13 protein-coding genes are annotated in these 17,455 nt (G+C 74.0%); 8 read left to right on the top strand and 5 right to left on the bottom strand.

The window, feature by feature from the left end; translation table 11 throughout:
* Nucleotides 1–7 precede the first annotated feature (7 nt).
* The 3 genes from ACWDX6_RS07395 to ACWDX6_RS07385 all read right to left on the bottom strand — a co-directional run bounded on the left by ACWDX6_RS07395 (nt 8) and on the right by ACWDX6_RS07385 (nt 2,834).
* On the bottom strand, nt 8–874 hold the full coding sequence (locus ACWDX6_RS07395) for an ABC transporter permease (RefSeq protein ID WP_451483971.1): 867 nt from the start codon (nt 872–874) through the stop codon (nt 8–10).
* Complete coding sequence (locus ACWDX6_RS07390; protein ID WP_451483970.1) at nt 871–1,839, bottom strand: ATP-binding cassette domain-containing protein; 969 nt, start codon at nt 1,837–1,839, stop codon at nt 871–873. Before ACWDX6_RS07390 ends, ACWDX6_RS07395 begins: the two co-directional genes overlap by 4 nt.
* 236 nt (nt 1,840–2,075) lie before the next feature.
* The gene (locus tag ACWDX6_RS07385) at nt 2,076–2,834 is read right to left on the bottom strand and encodes an SDR family oxidoreductase (RefSeq protein ID WP_451483969.1); all 759 of its coding nucleotides are present in this window, start codon (nt 2,832–2,834) and stop codon (nt 2,076–2,078) included.
* A gap of 114 nt (nt 2,835–2,948) precedes the next feature.
* Between ACWDX6_RS07385 and ACWDX6_RS07380 the strand changes: the two genes are divergently transcribed.
* Nucleotides 2,949–6,341: an AfsR/SARP family transcriptional regulator gene (locus tag ACWDX6_RS07380; RefSeq protein ID WP_451483968.1), complete on the top strand. Its 3,393-nt coding sequence runs from the start codon at nt 2,949–2,951 to the stop codon at nt 6,339–6,341.
* 479 nt (nt 6,342–6,820) lie between these two features.
* On the opposite strand, the gene ACWDX6_RS07375 is transcribed toward ACWDX6_RS07380, so the two are convergent.
* Nucleotides 6,821–8,245: an aminotransferase-like domain-containing protein gene (locus tag ACWDX6_RS07375; protein ID WP_451483967.1), complete on the bottom strand. Its 1,425-nt coding sequence runs from the start codon at nt 8,243–8,245 to the stop codon at nt 6,821–6,823.
* A gap of 93 nt (nt 8,246–8,338) precedes the next feature.
* Between ACWDX6_RS07375 and ACWDX6_RS07370 the strand changes: the two genes are divergently transcribed.
* The 7 genes from ACWDX6_RS07370 to ACWDX6_RS07340 all read left to right on the top strand — a co-directional run bounded on the left by ACWDX6_RS07370 (nt 8,339) and on the right by ACWDX6_RS07340 (nt 15,115).
* Complete coding sequence (locus ACWDX6_RS07370; protein ID WP_451483966.1) at nt 8,339–9,139, top strand: alpha/beta fold hydrolase; 801 nt, start codon at nt 8,339–8,341, stop codon at nt 9,137–9,139.
* 37 nt (nt 9,140–9,176) lie between these two features.
* Nucleotides 9,177–9,614, top strand: a complete 438-nt coding sequence (locus tag ACWDX6_RS07365) for a DUF7144 family membrane protein (RefSeq protein ID WP_451483965.1) — start codon at nt 9,177–9,179, stop codon at nt 9,612–9,614.
* The gene (locus ACWDX6_RS07360) at nt 9,611–10,036 is read left to right on the top strand and encodes a hypothetical protein (RefSeq protein ID WP_451483964.1); all 426 of its coding nucleotides are present in this window, start codon (nt 9,611–9,613) and stop codon (nt 10,034–10,036) included. Before ACWDX6_RS07365 ends, ACWDX6_RS07360 begins: the two co-directional genes overlap by 4 nt.
* 114 nt (nt 10,037–10,150) lie before the next feature.
* Complete coding sequence (locus ACWDX6_RS07355; RefSeq protein ID WP_403292964.1) at nt 10,151–10,387, top strand: DUF2630 family protein; 237 nt, start codon at nt 10,151–10,153, stop codon at nt 10,385–10,387.
* A 64-nt stretch (nt 10,388–10,451) separates the two neighbouring features.
* Nucleotides 10,452–12,410, top strand: a complete 1,959-nt coding sequence (locus ACWDX6_RS07350) for an FUSC family protein (RefSeq protein WP_451483963.1) — start codon at nt 10,452–10,454, stop codon at nt 12,408–12,410.
* A 207-nt stretch (nt 12,411–12,617) separates the two neighbouring features.
* The gene (locus ACWDX6_RS07345) at nt 12,618–14,090 is read left to right on the top strand and encodes an APC family permease (protein ID WP_451484025.1); all 1,473 of its coding nucleotides are present in this window, start codon (nt 12,618–12,620) and stop codon (nt 14,088–14,090) included.
* A gap of 44 nt (nt 14,091–14,134) precedes the next feature.
* The gene (locus ACWDX6_RS07340) at nt 14,135–15,115 is read left to right on the top strand and encodes a hypothetical protein (protein ID WP_451483962.1); all 981 of its coding nucleotides are present in this window, start codon (nt 14,135–14,137) and stop codon (nt 15,113–15,115) included.
* 51 nt (nt 15,116–15,166) lie between these two features.
* Here ACWDX6_RS07340 and ACWDX6_RS07335 read toward each other — a convergent pair whose 3' ends face one another.
* Nucleotides 15,167–17,218: a PhoX family protein gene (locus ACWDX6_RS07335; RefSeq protein ID WP_451484024.1), complete on the bottom strand. Its 2,052-nt coding sequence runs from the start codon at nt 17,216–17,218 to the stop codon at nt 15,167–15,169.
* Nucleotides 17,219–17,455: the final 237 nt, after the last annotated feature.

Raw genomic sequence — 17,455 nt, 5'->3', positions numbered from 1 at the left:
CGCCGGATCACTTGCGGTTGTAGAGCCGCATCGTCACCGCGCCGAAGACCACCACGAACACCGCCGACCACCCCAGCGACCAGCCGATGTCGGTTGCCGGCCAGCGCCCCTCCATCAACTCCCGTATCGCCGTCGCCAGATGCGTCACCGGGTTGTTGTTGACGAAGGCCTGGAGCCAGCCCGGCATCGTCCTCGGGTCCACGAAGACATTGCTCAGGAACGTCAGCGGGAAGATCACCATCATCGAGACGCCCATGACGGACTTCTCGCTGCGCAGCAGCAGACCGAACATCGTCCAGATCCACGAGAAGGCGAACGAGAACACCAGCAGCAGCGCCACACCCGCTAGGACGCCGAGGACCCCGCCGCCCGGGCGGTAGCCGATGATCAGGCCGACGGTGAGCATCACCGCCGAGGCGATCAGATAGCGCACCACGTCCCCGAGGAGATAACCGACCATCGGAGCCGGCCGCCAGATCGGCAGCGTGCGGAAGCGGTCGAAGACACCCTTCTCGATGTCGGTGTTGACCGAGACCCCCGTGTACATGGTGATCATCACGACGCTCAGCACCAGGATGCCGGGCAGCAGGAACTGGACGTACGCCGAGACCGAACCGGCCAGCGCGCCCCCGAAGAGGTACGTGTACATCAGCACCATCATGATCGGGAACGCCGTCACGTCGAAGAGCTGCTCCGGCACGTGCTTGATCTTCAGCATGGCGCGCCAGCCGAAGGTCAGCGACGCCGACAGCGCGCCGGGCCGGGTCGGCCGCTCCTGGCCGACGAGGAGCGCGGCCAGCTCCTCGGCCTTCGGGGCCTCGAAGGCCAGGGCGTCGCTCTGCCGCGTGTCCTTGCCGGTGGTGACGGTGCTCATGCCGTCGATCCCTTCCGGTCGGTGAGGGCGAGGAAGACCTCGTCGAGGCTGGGCTGTCCGAGACCGAAGCTGTCGACCGTGATCCCTTCCGCAGCCAGCTCCGCGAGCGCCCGGGCGGCCTGTTCGGCGGCGCCGAGGTCCGTGCCGTGCCCGTTGACGGTGGCGGTGAGGGCGACCGGGTCCGGGTCGAGCTGCACGGAGGCGTTCAGGGCGGTCGCGAGGACCCGTTCGGCGGCCGGGCGCTGCTCGGGGTCGCGCAGCCGTACGTGGACCGAACCCGAGCCCACCGACGCCTTCAGCTCGCCCTTCGTGCCCTCGGCGATCACCTTCCCGTGGTCGATCACGGCGATACGGGAGGCCAACCGGTCCGCCTCGTCCAGGTACTGGGTGGTGAGCAGGACGGTGGTGCCCTGGGCGACGACCGCGCGGACGATGTCCCAGACCTGGTTGCGGCTGCGCGGGTCGAGGCCGGTGGTCGGTTCGTCGAGGAAGAGCAGGTCGGGGGTGTTGAGGATGGACGCGGCGATGTCGATACGGCGCCGCATCCCGCCCGAGTAGTGCTTGACCTGCTTGTCGGCGGCCTCCGCGAGCCCGAACGCGGCGAGCAGCTGCGCGGAGCGGTCACGGGCGGCCGGCCGCGAGTGGCCGAGGAGCCGGGCCAGCAGGACCAGGTTCTCGGTGCCGGTCAGGTCCTCGTCCACGGAGGCGTACTGCCCGGTGAGGCTGACCCGGCCCCGTACCGCGTCGGCGTCCCCGACCACGTCGAGGCCGAAGACCCGGGCCCGGCCGCCGTCCGGGCGGAGCAGGGTGGCGAGCATCTTCACGGCGGTGGTCTTGCCGGCGCCGTTGGGGCCGAGGACGCCGTAGACGGTCCCGGCCGGAACCCGGAGGTCGATGCCGTCCACGGCACGGTTCTTGCCGAAGACCTTGACCAGGCTCTCGGTCTCGATGGCGAGGTCGGTCATGCGATTCCTCCGGGGTCCGGGGACGTGTGCCGTGGGCCGCGTCGGACGCGTGCGCCGTGCCGACGCGGGCCGTGCCCGACGCGGGCCCTGCCGGCCGCCGACCCTGCCGGACGCGGGCGCCCTTCTCCGACGCGTGCCGATTCCGACGCGTGCCGCCGTTTCCGACGCGTGCCGCCGTTTCCGACGTGTGCCGTTTCAACCGCTTTCACCAGTCTGCGACGGCGGCGCGCCCCGGTCTACACGGACACGATCTGCTGCACCAGGCCTCCGTCGACGGCCAGCTTGACCCCGGTCGTGAACGTCGCGTCGACGGCCAGGAACAGCGCCGCCTTCGCCACCTCGTCGGCCGTGCCGTGCCGGTGCATCGGCGTGGCCGCGTCACCCGCCGCCTTGAACGCCCGGTGCTCCTCCTCCGTGAGCCCCTGGACCCCGCCCCCGGGGGTGTCGATGTAGCCCGGCGAGACCGCGTTGACCCGGATCCCGCGCCCGACCAGCTCGGCGGCGAGCCCCTGCGCGAAGGACCACAGCCCGGCCTTCGTCGCCGCGTAGACGCTCATGCCGGGCGTGCCCGTGACATCGGCGACCGAGGTCGTGAAGACGACCGCACCGCCGTCCCGCAGCAGCGGCAGCAGCCCCTGCACGGTGAAGTACGGCCCTTTGAGGTTCACCGCGAACATCCGGTCGTACTGGTCCTCGGTCATCTTCTCGATCGGGCCCAGCTCCGAGATGCCCGCGTTGACGAAGAGCAGGTCCACGCCGCCCAGCCGCTCATCGACGATCGCCGGCAGGGCCCATACGGCGTCGAGGTCGGCCAGGTCCGAGGAGATGACGTGGGCGGCCGGGCCGAGTTCGCCGGCGGCCTCCTTGAGGTTCCTCGGGTTGCGGCCGGTGAGCAGCACCTCCGCGCCGCCCTCGACGAGACGCTTGGCGATGGCGAGCCCCATGCCCATGGTGCCGCCGATGATCACGGCCTTCTGTCCTGCGTACTTGCTCATGTGCGCACAGCTCCCTGTGTTCGGTACTCCGGGTGACAGGAACGACTCTGCGCGGGGCCGCTGACGGTCCGCTGAGGGAACGCTGAGGGCCAGGCGGTGGGTTACGGTTCCGGCATGCGGTTCGGGGTGCTGGGTCCACTGTCCGTACGGGACGGAGCCGGCCGGCCCGTCAGCGTTCCGGAGGCGAAGGCACGCGTCCTGCTGGGCTGTCTGCTGGCCCGGGCCGGGCGGCCCGTCGCCACGGGTCTGCTGATCGACGCGCTCTGGGGCGACCGCCCGCCGGCCCGCGCCGCGAACGCCCTCCAGGTCAAGGTCTCCGTGCTCCGCCGCGCCCTCGGCCGCGACCGGATCGTGCACCGGCCGGCCGGCTATCTGCTCGTCCTGGACGAGGGGGAACCGGACGCCGCCCGGTTCCGCGCGCTCGTCGCCCGCGCCGGGCGTACGCCGGGGCCCCGGGAGCGGGCGGCGCTGCTCGACGAGGCGCTCGGCCTGTGGCGGGGGACCGAGGCGTACGCGGACGTCGCCGACCACCCCGTCGTACGGGAGGAGGCGGACCGGCTGGGGGAGGAACGGCTCGTCGCGGAGGAGGAAAGGGCCGAGGCGCGATGGGAGTCGGGTGACCGCACGGCCCTGGGCGCCCTGGCGGCGGACCTCGCCCCGCTCGTCACCGCGCACCCCCTGCGCGAGCGGCTGCGCGCGGCACAGTTGAGAGCCCTGTACGGCGCTGGCCGGCAGAGCGAGGCCCTCGCCTCCTACGAGGCCCTGCGGCTGCGCCTCGCGGAGGAGCTGGGCGTCGACCCGAGCCCCGAACTCGCCGCGCTCCACACCGCGATCCTCCGCCAGGACCCTTCGGTGACGCCCCCGGAGCACATCGGCGGGGCGAGGACGGGCGCCCCGGCTTCCGGGCCGGGAGCGGGCCGCGGTCCCGGCCCGGACACGGGCATACCGGCGGTCGGCGGCACGGCCTCGCGGCCGCCTTCGGGCGACGCGGACGCGGTCGCGGTGGCGGGCGCGGTGGCGGGCGCCGAAGCGGATGCCGACGACGCGGCGAGCGACGCGGACGCGGTGGGCGGTGCGGACTCGGCGAGCGACGCGGACCCGGTGGGCGGTGCGGACGCGGCGAGCGACGCGGACGCGGTGGGCGGTGCGGACTCGGCGAGCGGCGCGGACCCGGTGGGCGGTGCGGATGCCGTCCCCAGCCCGGACGCGGCCGGTGGCGCGCACGCCGGCGCGGGTCCCTGGCTCGGGCGTGGGACCGCCCGTCTCTCCGCGTCCCCGCCGAGCCCGCTCGGTGGGCTCGTGGGGCGCGCCGGGGAGGTGCGGGAGCTGGGCGGACTCCTCCGCACCGGCCGGCTGGTGACCCTGACCGGGCCCGGCGGAGTGGGCAAGACCCGGCTCGCGCAGGAGGTGGCGGGTGACGGCTGGTTCGTCGAGCTCGCCGGTCACCGCGGAGACGCCGCCGAACTGGCGGAAGCCGTGACCGCGGCCCTCGGCATCCGGGAGGACACCGCCGCCACCCTCCCGCGCCATGCTGCCTACGCCGCCCAGGGCGACGCCATCGAGCGCCTGGCCGCCGCACTGCGCGACCGGCCCGCCCTCCTCGTCCTCGACAACTGCGAGCATGTCGTCGACGCCGTCGCCGAGTTGGCGAGCGGCCTGCTGCGTGCCGTGCCGGGCCTGCGGATCCTCGCCACCAGCCGGGAACCGCTCGCCGTCCCCGGCGAGGTCGTACGCCCGCTGGGCCCTCTCCCGCCCGCCGACGCCGTACGCCTCTTCGCCGACCGGGCCTCCGCCGCCACCCCCTCCTTCGCCCTCACCGACGCCAACCGCGCCGACGTCGCCGAGATCTGCGCCCGCCTCGACGGCATCCCGCTCGCCCTGGAGCTGGCCGCCACCCGCCTCCGCGCCCTGAGTACGGGGGAGTTGGCGCAGCGGCTCGGTGACCGGTTCCGTGTCCTGGCAACCGGCCGCCGGGGCGTTCCGGCCCGCCAGCAGACGCTGCGCGCGGTGATCGACTGGAGCTGGGAACTGCTCTCCGCCCCCGAGCGGATCGTGCTGCGCCGCCTCTCCGTGCACCGGGACGGCTGCACCCTCGACGCGGCGGAAGCCGTCTGCGGCGGCGGCACCACCCTGGACGTGGTGGAGCTGCTCGGCCGGCTCGTGGACCGCTCGCTCGTGATCCGCGACGGGGAGCGGTACCGGATGCTGGAGTCGATCGCCGCGTACGCCACCGAGCGCCTGGAGGAGATGGGCGACGGCGACGCGGTACGGGAACGGCACCGCGCCTACTACCTGGACCTCGCCGAGCGCGCCGCTCCCCTGCTGCGCGGCCCCGCGCAGCGGGAGTGGCTGCGGCGGCTCGACGCCGAACACGCCAATCTGCGGGCCGCGTTCGACGCCGCCCCGGACCGGTTCGCGGTCGCCCTGGCGTGGTACTGGCTGCTGTCGGGGCGGCTGCGGGAGGGCCGCCGGCAGCTGGCGGCGGCGCGAAGCCCCGAAGCACGGGTCCTCGCGGCCGCCTTCGCGTTGCTGTGCGGCGAGAAGGCCGGGACGTCGGAGCTGCCGTACGGCTCGATCGGCGACCCGGGCGCCCGCGCCCGGGCCCGCTGGCTCGTCGCCTACGGTCACTTCAACACCGGTGACCTGGCCGAGAGCGAGCGGCTCGTGGCGGAGGTCGGCGCCGCGGATCCGTGGGCGCGGGCCGCCGTCCACGCGCTGCGGGCGGCGCAGGCGCTGCTGCGGGGCGACCTGGCGGCGCAGGGCAGGCACGGGCGGGAGGGGAGGGCGCTGTTCCGCGCGCTGGGCGACCGGTGGGGCGAGTCGCAGTCCGTCTCCCCGCTGGCGGCGCTCGCCGAGATCGACGGCGACTACGCGCGGGCCGCCCGGCTCCACGAGGAGGGGCTGCGGCTCGCCGAGGAGCTGGGCCTCGCGGCCGAGCGGTCCGCCCGCCTCTCGGGCCTCGGCCGGCTCGCGCTGCTCGCGGGTGACGTGGACAAGGCGGCGGAGCTGCACGAGCGGGCGCGGCAGGGGGCCGCCGAGCACGGTTACAAGTTCGGCGAGATCTACGCGGAGATGGGGCTCGCGCTGGGGGCGCGGCGCGCCGGGCGCCTGGACGAGGCGGAGGAGCGGCTGCTGCGGATCCGGGAGTGGTACCGGGAGGTCTCCTCGGAGGAGGGCAACCACCTGATCCTCGCCGAGCTGGGCTTCGTCTCCGAACTCCGCGGCGACGCGGCGACCGCCCGCACCTGGCATCTGCGCGCCCTCACGGCGGCGCGCGCCACCCGCGACCCGCGCGCCCGCGCCCTCGCGCTGGAGGGCCTCGCGGGAGCCGAGTCGCTCGCCGGGGGCGTCTCCCGGGCGGTCTGGTTGCTGGCGGCGGCGGCCGGTCTGCGGGCGGGGGCGGGGGCGCCGCTGGCCCCGGCGGAGCGACGGGACGTCGCCCGTATCGAGGCCCGTCTCTCCTCCCTCGCCGGTGGCGGGGAACGGCCTTCCGCGCTCTCCCGCTGACGCACGCCTCTCTCCGGCCTCGCATGTGGCGGGGAACGGCCTTCCGCGCTCTCCCGCTGACGCACGTCTCTCGCCTACCTCCGGGGGTGAGGTGCTCCCGCGCCGACCGCCGTTCGTCGGCGGACGCCCGGTCGTCGGCGGAAACCCGGTCGGCGCGGCGGCCGCGACCTCCGCCGCGCTCGCCGGGGGCGGTCGCGCTCTTCGCGCTGGTGGGCTGGTTCCCTCACGCGGGGCTCGGTGAGAACTCTCGGTACCCACACCGACGGCCCGGCCCAGCAGGTCCTTGCTGTACGTCCGCTACCTGCCGCTGCTCGCCTGGGGCCCGCTGCTCGCGACCGTGGCGGTCGCGTACCACCGCCGCCGCGCCGGCCGCTACGGGCGTGGCAACGGCCGCCCGCCGCGTCCTCGTGGGTGTAGAGGAGGTAGAACGCCGTCCCCGAAGGCCGCGCGCAGCGCCTTGCCGAACATGCGTGCCCCGCTCAGGGTCCTCCGGCGGCGAGCGACGACAGCGCGCCCAGGGCCTCGTCCAGGACCGGCAGGGCCGGTGAGGCCAGCCCCACCCGTACCGCGTCGGGAGCCGATCCGGGCCCGACCGCGAAGGCGCTGCCCGGCGTCACCGCCACCCCGGCGCGCTCGGCGGCCGCCGCGACGAAGGTCTCCGCCCGCCACGGAGCGGGCAGGTCCCACCAGCAGTAGGCGGAGAGCGGCGAGGTACGGATCGCGTACCCGCCCAGCCGGCGCCGCACCACGTCGCCCCGGGCCGCGAGGTCCGCCCGCTTGGCCGCCACCACCGCCGCGACCGTGCCGTCGCCCGCCCACCGCGTGGCGGCGGCCAGCGCCAGACCGCCCGCCGTCCACGCCCCGGAGCGCAAGGCGTCCGCGAGATCCGCCCGTCGCGCCTCCGGAGCGACGAGATAACCGACCGTGAGACCGGGAGCGAGCCGCTTGGAGAGGCTGTCCACGAGGACCACGCGCTCGGGAGCGTACGCGGCCAACGGCGCCGGAGCGCCTGCCCCGTCCGGCGAGGCCGACCCACCCGACCCGCCTGCCAAAGGCCACCCACCCGCCCAGCCCGACTCATCTGACCCGTCCGGCCCGTCCGGGAGCAGGAACGCCCAGGTCGTGTCCTCGATCGCCGTCAGGCCGGACTCCCGCAGCGCGGCCGCGAGTTCGGCCCGCCGCCGCGAACCCATCGTCACGGAAAGCGGATTGTGCAGGGTCGGCTGGACGTACACCGCGCCGAGCGGGGCTGCCCGGTGGGCCGCCGCCAGCGCGTCGGGCCGCATCCCCTCCGCGTCGAGCGCGATCGGCACCAGCTGGACGCCGAGCCGCTCCGCCACCGCCTTGACCAGCGGATACGTCAGAGACTCGACACCAAGCCGGCCACCGGGCGGTACGAGCGCGGAGACCGCGGCCGCGATGGCCTGGCGGCTGTTGCCCGCGAAGAGCACCGCCTCGGGGTCCGGCTTCCAGCCGCCCCGCGCGAGGACGCCCACGGCCGCCGCCCTCGCCTCCGCGGTCCCCACCGCCGCCGTGGGCCGCCGGGTCGCCTCGGCCAGCACATCGGGCCTGGCCAGCGACGCGAGCGCGCGGGCCATCAGCTCCGGCTGTCCTTCCACCACCGGGTAGTTGAGCTGGAGATCGACGGGCGCGGCCCCCGTCGCCTCGGCGAGCGCGGGGCCGGGCAGCGGCGGAGCCGCCCGTACGAACGTGCCGCGCCCCACCTCGCCCACGACCAGGCCACGCCGGCGCAGCTCGCCGTACACCCGGATCGCGGTGGAACCCGCGATCCGGTGGCGACGGGCGAAGACCCGCTGCGGAGGCAGCCGGTCACCGGGCCGCAGCCGCCCGTCGGCGATCGCCTCCGCCACCCGGTCGGCGAGCCCGCGATAGTCCTCGCCCACGTCGGCCACCTCCACGATTGCACCGAGACCACGATTGCACCGAGAGCAAAGATTTTATTGCACCGATGCCGAGGGGCTGCCTAGCCTCCAGGCATGCTTTCCGCAGAGCTCGACGGAGTCGTCATCGGCTACGAGGACAAGGGCACCGGCCCCGCGCTCGTCCTGGTCCACGGCCATCCCTTCGACCGCACCATGTGGCAGCCCCAGATCGACCGGTTCTCCGCCACGCACCGGGTCGTCGCCCCCGACCTCCGGGGTTACGGAGCGAGCGACGTCGTCCCCGGCACCACCCCGCTCTCCGCCTTCGCCGGGGACCTCGCCGCCCTCCTCGACCGGCTCGGCATCGAGGAGTTCGTCCTCGCCGGGCTCTCGATGGGCGGCCAGATCGCCATGGAGTGCTACCGCCTCTTCCCCGAGCGGATCCTCGGCCTCGTCCTCGCCGACACCTTCCCGGCCGCCGAGACCGAGGAGGGGAAGGCGGGCCGCAACGCCCTCGCCGACCGGCTGCTCGCGGAGGGCGCGGCGGGCATGCGCCGGTACGCCGACGAGGTGCTCGACCGGATGGTCGCCCCGTACAACACCCACGCCGCCGCCCATGTGCACCGGATGATGTGCGCGACCGACCCGGCGGGCGCGGCCGCCGCCCTGCGCGGCCGCGCCGAGCGCCCGGACTACCGCGCGCTCCTCACCACGGTGTCCGTGCCGGCACTCGTGGTCGTCGGCCGCGACGACACGTACACCCCGGTCGCGGACGCGGAGGCGATGCACGCCGCCCTGCCCGACTCCACGCTGGTGGTCGTCGAACGGGCCGCCCACCTGCCCAACCTGGAGCGGCCGGAGGAGTTCGACGCGGCCCTCGCGCAGTTCCTCCGCTCACTCGTTCGGCCCCGCTGAACGATCGCTTCCGGACCGCCGCCCGGACGATGGGCCCATGAGCCAGAACACCGCAACGCCACCCCCGAAGCGCGACACCGGTCCCAAGGCGGGCTGGGCCGCCGGCGGCACCCTCTTCGCCGGCGTCCTGATGCTGGTCACCGGCGTCATGGACATCCTCCAGGGCATCGCCGGAATCGCCGAGGACGACATCTACGCCCACGTCGGCGACTACGTCTTCAGGTTCAACCTGACCGCCTGGGGATGGATCCACCTCGTCCTGGGCGTCGTCGTCGCCATCACCGGTTACGGAATCCTCAAGGGCGCCGAGTGGGGCCGGGTCGCCGGTATCGCGCTCGCCGCGCTGAACGTCGTCGCCCAGTTCCTCTTCCTGCCCTACCACCCGTGGTGGGCGCTGTTCTCCATGGCCGTCTCCGTCTTCGTGATCTGGGCGCTCGCCACGGACGACGGCTACGGCCCCGCGGCGGCCCGATGAGCCGTGCCCCGGCCCGGGCCCTCGTGACCGTCACCGCTCTCCTCGCCCTGTCCTCCACCGCCTGCACGGAGGAGGACAGGGCGAAGGTCGGGGACGCCGTCTCGTCCGCCACCGCCGCGGCGGCGTCGAGGATGGGCGAGATCACGGACGGCGTGAACGCCACCGCCGACGTCGAGGCCGGGCCGGTGAGGGCGGAGGGGAACCGGACCGCCGCCGACGTGACGGCGACCAACCCCGAGGGCGGGAACGCCGACTACACGGTCATGGTCGACTTCCGCGACGACGGCGGTGGCCTGCTCGACTCGGTCGTCGTGAACATCGGCGGCGTCGCCCCGGGTACGTCCAAGACGGCCACGGCACGCAGCAACCGGACGCTCTCGGGCGCGACGAAGGCCGAGATCGGCCAGGCCCTGCGCCACTGACACCAGCCGGAGCCGGCCCGTGCGAGAGGGCCGCTTCGGACCGGGCCACTCCCGCTCGACCTGCACGAGAGCCGCCGATCGGCCACGCTGGATGTCATGGACCACATGGACCGCATGGACGACGACCAGATCCTGGAGAGCATCAGCTCCCTCGTCGAGGAGGAACGCGCCCTGCGGCAACGCACGGGCGGGCTGCTCCCCGAGGAACGCTCCCGGCTCGCCGAACTCGAGGTGCAACTGGACCAGTGCTGGGACCTGTTGCGCCAGCGCCGCGCCAAGGCCGAATTCGGCGAGGATCCCGACACCGCCGCCGTCCGCCCGGCGGCCGAGGTGGAGAACTACCGCAGCTGAGGCGACCGGGCCGAAGGACCTGCCGGCTCCCCGTGCGCCACGCCTTCCCCCGTACGTTGGTCGCATGGCGCGCACCTCACGGCTCTCCCCGCCCCCCTGGCTCACCGCCGGGCTCCGGCCGCAGGCCGCGCCCGTGCCCTGGGCCGCCGTCGTCCGCGCGTCGGTCGCGCTCTCCGCGCCGCTCGCCGTCGGCCTCGCCGTCGACCGGCCCGTCCACGGCGCCCTGGTCTCCATGGGCGCCCTGTCCGGGGTCATCGGCGACACGGCCGACGCGTACCGCATGCGGTTCTACAACATCGCCGTCCCCCAGCTCTTCGGCGCGCTCGGGGTCACCCTCGGCAGCCTCGTCTTCGGCCAGGGCTGGCTCGCCGTCGCCGCCCTCACACTGGTCGCGCTCGCCTCCGGGATGATCTCGTCGATCGGCGCCGTCGCCTCCGTCTCCGGTCTCCTGCTCCTCCTCAACGCCGTCGTCGGCGCGGGCCTGCCCATGCCCGAACCCTGGTGGAAGGCGCCCGCCCTGCTCACCCTCGGCGGGGCCGTCGTCCTCGTCCTGACCCTGCTCGGCTGGCCCCTGCGCGGCGGGGTGCCCGAACGCGCGGCCGTGGCCGGCACCTACCGGGCCGTCGCCGACCTCCTCGAAGCCGCCGGTTCACCCGCGTACGACGAGAAACGCCAGGCCGTCACCACCTCCCTCAACCAGGCGTACGACCTCGTCCTGGCCCGCCGCGCCCGCCACCACGGCCGCACCCCCGCCCTCGTGCGGCTGCTGGCCCAGCTGAACGTCGTCATCCCGCTGGTGGAGGCCGCCCCGGCCGCCCATCTGGCGGCGGTACGGTTCCACCGGCCGCTGCCCGCCGAGGTCCCGGCGGCCGTGCGCGCGCTGGCCGACGCCGTCGACGAGGGCCGGACGGACGCCGCTCTCCCCCGCCTGCCCGAGCCGTCCCGTCCCTCCGAGAAGGCCGTGGACCACGCCCTGCGCCACGCCGCGGCCGTCGTCCACGAACCCGAGCCCAAGCCGTTCGCCGCCGACGACCGGCTCGGCCGCCCCGCCGCGCTGCGCGTCCGGGCCCGCCGCTCCGCCCGCGCCGTGCTGTTCTCCGGGGCGTCCTGGCGGTACGGGCTGCGGCTCGCGCTCTGCATCGGACTCGCCCAGACGCTCGTCTCGCTCATCGCCGTACCCCGCTCGTACTGGGTCGCCCTCACCGTCACGTTCGTGATGAAGCCCGACTTCGGATCGGTCTTCTCCCGCGCCGTGCTGCGCGCGTTCGGCACCGCCGCCGGGCTCGTCGTCGCCGCGCTCGTCCTCGCCCAGGTGCCCCGCGGCTGGTGGGACGTGCCGGTGATGGTGCTGCTCGCCGCGCTCATCCCCGCCTTCTCGGCCAAGGGGTACGCCTTCCAGACCGCGGCGATCACGCCCGTCATCATGCTGCTCTCCGACCTGCTCAACCGGCAGGGCTTCGACCTGGTGCTGCCCCGGCTGTACGACTCGCTCATCGGCTGCGGGATCGCCCTCGTCGCCGGGTACCTGCTGTGGCCGGAGTCCTGGCACACCCGGATCGGCGACCGGCTCGCGGACGCGGTCGCGGACACCGCGGCGTACGTGGCGCGGGCGTTCGGCCCGCCGGAAGCGGAGGACCAGGCGGCCCGGGTGCGGGCCCGGCGCGCGCTCTACCGGGACCTGTCCACCGTGCGCTCGGAGTTCCAGCGGGCGCTGACCGAGCCGCCGCCGGCCGGCACCCGGGCCGCCGCCTGGTGGCCGCTGGTCGTCGCCGTGGAGCGGATCGTGGACGCGACGACCGCCGCCCGGGTCCGGGTCGACCACGGAGCGCCCGCCCCGGAAGCGGAAGAAGCGGAGACCCTGGCACGGGAGTTGCGCGAGCTCGCGGACGGACTGCGGCGCAGCGACGTCCTGGTGGAGGTCGGGACGGAACTCACCGGGGACGAGGACGGCGTCCTCGCACCGCTGCGCCAGGAGGTACGGGCCGCCCGCGCGATCGCCACGCCCCGGAAGGACCCGGGCTGAACCCGCGCCCCACCGCCCCGAGTCACCCGGTCGCACTTACCGGCGGTCACCGAGTGGAACCTTCCATACCGCCGTTACCGGAACCCACTCGTGCGACTACGATGCGCTCGATTCACCTTGACCCGTGCTTCCACCGGGGAGATCCGACCCGACCGGCACGGTCGCCTCGTCCTGCGCCATCTCCCCGTGCCACCCAAGGACATCGCCATGCGCACCACCACCGGCAGAGGGCTCCAGCCCAATGTCCTCGGGACCTTCGACACCATCGTCATGGCCGTGGCCGGCAGCGCCCCCGCCTACTCGCTCGCCGCCACCACCGCCGTGCTCTTCGGCGCGGTCGGCCTGGCCGGACCCGCCGCGCTGCTCTACTGCGCGGTGCCGATGCTCGGCATCGTCCTGGCCTACGCCCGGCTCGGCCGGATCGACGTCAACGCGGGCGCCGGATACTCCTGGGTGGGCCGCACCCTCCACCCGTTCCTCGGCTTCCTCTCCGGCTGGGCCCTCGTCGTCTCCGCGACCGTCTTCATGGTCGCCGGATCCCTCCCGGCGGGCGCGCTGACGCTCTCCCTGATCGACCCCGCGCTCGCCGAGAACACCCCGCTGGCCGCCGCCGTCGGCGCGGGCTGGTTCCTGATGATGCTGCTGGTGGTCCTGGGCGGCGCCCGGCTCACCGTACGGGCCCAACTCCTCATGTCGGGTGTCGAGATCGCCATCCTCGTCGTCTTCGTCCTGGCCGCCCTCGCGCACCGCGGCCACGCCACCGCCTTCGACTGGTCCTGGCTCGGCTTCGGCCACTTCGACGGGCCGGCCGGCTTCGCGTCGGGCGCGCTGATCGCCGCGTTCTACTACTGGGGCTGGGACGTCACCAGCAACCTCAGCGAGGAGACCCGCGACAGCCGCCGCACCGCCGGGCTCGCCGCGCTCGTCGGTGTCGGTGTCGTCTTCCTCTTCTTCGAGGCGTTCACGATCTCGGTCAACGTGCTGCTGAGCGCCGGGCAGATCGAGTCCGCCGGCGCCAACGTCCTCGCGGTGCTCGGCCAGGAGATCTGGCCGGGCGTCGGCGGCAAACTGCTGATCGTCGCGGTGCTGCTGTCCACGGTCGCGACCCTGGAGACCACCCTCATCCAGGTCACCCGCTCCCTGTTCGCGATGGGCCGCGACCGCACCATGCCGGCCGCCCTCGGAACCGTCCACCGCCGCTGGAACACCCCGTGGGTGGCGATCGCCGCCGTCGGTCTTGCCGCGCTGCTGATGTTCGGCGCGGCGGCGACCGCCGGTTCGGTGGGGCGCGTCCTCAGCGACGGAGTGGCCGCGATCGGCCTGCAGATCGCGTTCTACTACGGGCTGGCGGGCATCGCCGCCGTCGTCGCGTACAAGTCGCTGCTGCTGACCTCCGTACGGAACTTCCTGCTCGGCGGGGTGTGGCCGCTGTTCGGCGCCGTGTTCATGCTCTGGGCGTTCGTCGAGTCCCTCACCGAACTGTCGAGGACCGCGCTGACGATCGGCATCGGCGGGCTCCTCGTCGGCCTGGTCCCGATGATCGTGTACTGGCGCAAGGGGAGCGCGTACTACCGCCCCGCCCGGCTCGACGCCGTACGCGCCCTGGCGGCGGCGGAGCGTTTCGCGCCCAGCACACCGCGCGCCCGCCGCCCGGACGAGTCGCTCGCCACCGACTTCTGAGGTCACCCGATACGCCCGAGCGCCGACCCGAAGGAGGGAGACTGATGGCCGTCCGCCGCCGCGCGTCCCGATCGGCCCGCTTCACGCCCGACTTCGACCCGGACTTCGGGGACCGCGCACTCACCGAGGCCCGGCACGACATCGTCATCGGACGCTGGCAGGGCGTACGGGATCTCCTGGCAGCCACCGGCGACGACTGGACCCGCCGCACGCACCGGCTGCGGCTCCTCGCGCACGCCGCCGCGGGCAGCTCCGCGGTCGAGGCCTGGCGGGCCGCCGAGCCGGACAGCCCGGACGCGGCGGTGCTGCGGGCTGCGACCGAGGTGGTACGGGTCTTCGACACGGCCATCGCGGCCGGCCGGGGCAACGCCGTGGACCGGGGCAGGCTCGACACGACCGTCGACGCCTGCCTGCGCGCTGCGGACGCCGCGCCCGCCGACCCGATGCCCTGGGTCTCCCTGCTGTCGGTGGCCCGCCTCTACGAGGGCGGGGTGCCGCGCCGCGAACTGCGCCGGTGGTTCGACGAGGTGCGGCGGCGCGACCCGTACAACACGGAGGCGCACGCGCAACTGCTGCGCTACCTGTCGGCGCGGTGGCACGGCACGCACGGGGCGATGTACGACTTCGCGCGGGACGCCGCCGGCGTGGCGCCGCCGGGCTCCCCGCTGCCGATCCTGGTCCAGGTGGCGCGCGTGGAGGAGTACCGCTACATCGCGGACGGAGCGCTCGGCCGGGGCCCGGTGCGCGGCTTCGACCAGCACTGGAAACACGAGCTGGCGGTGACCGAGCTGCGCCGCACGTACGCCCGCTGGATCGGCGGCCGCGAGCCGGGCCGGCCGGTGGCGCCCGAGGAGGTCCCCGACCTCAACCACCTCGCCCACGCGGCCTGCTACGCGGGTCAGGCGGAGATGGCACGGGAACTCCTCGGCATGCTCGGCCCACGCGCCTCGTGGGTGCCGTGGTCGTACACGGGAGAGCCGGCCGAGCAGTTCGTACGGTTCCGGGAGGGCTTCGGGGTGGTGTGAGGGGCACCCCCCGGGCCCCTCACACCACCGGCTCATCGGTCGTACGCCGGATCAGACGCCGATGTCGCGACCGTCCTCGCGCCACACGGCGACGACGGCCGGGCGGACGATTTTGCCGGGCCCGTCGGGCCAGGCCGAGGCGGGCTTCTCGACGGACGCGCCGTCGACCTCGCCCGGGTGCTGGACGGCGACGACGACCCGCCGGTCCTGGATGATCGGGCCGCAGGTCTCGGCACCCTTCGGGACGGTCAGGAACTGCTTGAGCTCACCGCGCCGCTCGCCGTGCGTGGCGACACCGAACAGGCCGTCGTGCGAACCGAGCGCGTTGCCGTCGGTGGAGAGCCACAGGTTGCCGTACGGGTCGAAGGCGATGTTGTCCGGGCAGGAGATGGGGCTGACCTTCTCCTTCGGGTAGCCCGCGTAGTACGTGGCCGGGTCGTTCGGGTCGCCGGCGACGAGGAAGAGACGCCAGGCGAAGCCGTCCGAGGCCGGGTCGTCCCAGTGCTCGGCGAGCTCCAGGACCTGCCCGTGCTTGTTGAGGTTGCGCGGGTTGGCCTCGTCGGCGCCCGGGTTGGCGCCCTTGCCGCGGTTGGAGTTGTTGGTGAGCGCGACGTAGACGCGGCCGGAGCGCGGGGACGGCTCGACGTCCTCGGGGCGGTCCATCTTCGTCGCCCCGACCTTGTCACCGGCGAGGCGGGTGAAGACGTACACCTCGTCGGCGGTCATGCCGGGCACGTGCGAGACGTCGCCGGTGGCGAGCGGGATCCAGACGCCGGAGCCGTCGAACTCGCCGTCGCTGGGAAGCTTCCCGGTCCCGTCGATGTCCTGGGGGCTGTCGCCGGTCAGCTTGGCGACGTACAGCGTGCCCTCGTCGAGCAGGGTGAGGTTGTGCTCGCGGGCGGCCCGCGAACTGCCCTTCTTCATCCGCTTCGACGACACGAACTTGTAGAAGTAGTCGAAACGCTCGTCGTCCCCCATGTAGACGACGGGACGGCCGTCCTCGGTCAGACGGGGCTGCGCGGCCTCGTGCTTGAAGCGGCCGAGCGCGGTGCGCTTGCGGGGCGTGGAGTCGGGATCGTACGGGTCGAGCTCGACGACCCAGCCCTGGCGGTGCGCCTCGTTGGGCTCCTGGCGCAGGTCGAAGCGCTTGTCGAACCGCTCCCACTTGCGCTCGGAGGCGCCCGTGCCGATGCCGTACCGCTTGTCGGTGGCGCTGGAGCCGTAGGCGAAGTACTGGTTGAAGTTCTCCTCGCCGTGCAGCGTCGTGCCCCACGGGGTGGTGCCGCCGGCGCAGTTGTTGAGGGTGCCGAGCACGGTGCGGCCGGCGGGGTCGGCGGAGGTGCGCAGGAGGGGGGAGCCGGCGGCGGGGCCGCTCAGCTCGAACTCGGTGGTGGTGTGGAGGCGGCGGTTGAGCGGGTGGCGGGTGACCGGTGTGAGCCTGCCGGAGCGGTGCTCCTCCTGGACCACGACGACGGACAGACCGTGGGCGGCCCAGGCGATCTCGACCTGCTCGCGGGTCGGGTTCTCGGAGTCGTACCCCTTGAACATGAGGATCTCGTCGGTGTACTCGTGGTTGGCGACGAGCAGTTGCCGCCCCGGCTCCCCGCGCAGCGGCAGCAGGGAGAGGAAGTCGTTGTTGTACCCGAACTGGCCGGCCTGCGCCTTGGCGGTCTGCTTGCCGGCGTCGAAGGCCGGGGCGCCGCGGAGGATCGGCTCGCCCCAGCGGATGACCACGTTCTGGGAGTAGCCGGTGGGAACGGTCACCCGGTCCGCGGTGTTGGGCGCAACCGGCGCGAAGCGCAGTCCACGAGCGCCGTCGGCACGACCGGGCGCCTGCGGACGCCCCTGCGGAAGGGCCTCGGCGACGGGGGCGCTGCCGACGGCGACGCCGGTCCCGGCGGCGGTGGCGACGGTCACGACGGCGGCGGCGCGCATCATGGAGCGGCGCGAGAGGGCGCCGGCTATGACGTCGCCGACGTACTCGTTGTCGCTGGTGTTGGGCACCTCGTGGAAGCAGGCGTCACCACAGCGGAACCGGCAGGTGAGGGCGGAACGGCCGCCTCCGTGCGGGTTGGTGCTCAGCAGCGGCAGCAGTTTGCGCACTTCGTCCTCCTCCGGCGCAGCCTGCGCCGACATGCTGTCGGGAATACGTTCGGCGGCGACGCTATGTGTGCCTCTGTGCAGAGGGGAGGCGTCGGGGTGAACGATGGATGAATGCGCGGCGACCGGGGGTGACAGGTGCCGCCGACACCGCGTGTCGGGGCGCCGAAGGCGACACACCGGGGGCCGCTAACCTTACGTGTCCGCCCTGGCCAGGGATGATCCTCCCAGTACGGACAT

This window comes from Streptomyces sp. NPDC003027, from assembly GCF_053591435.1.
This window is presented reverse-complemented; position numbering and strand designations above follow the sequence as displayed.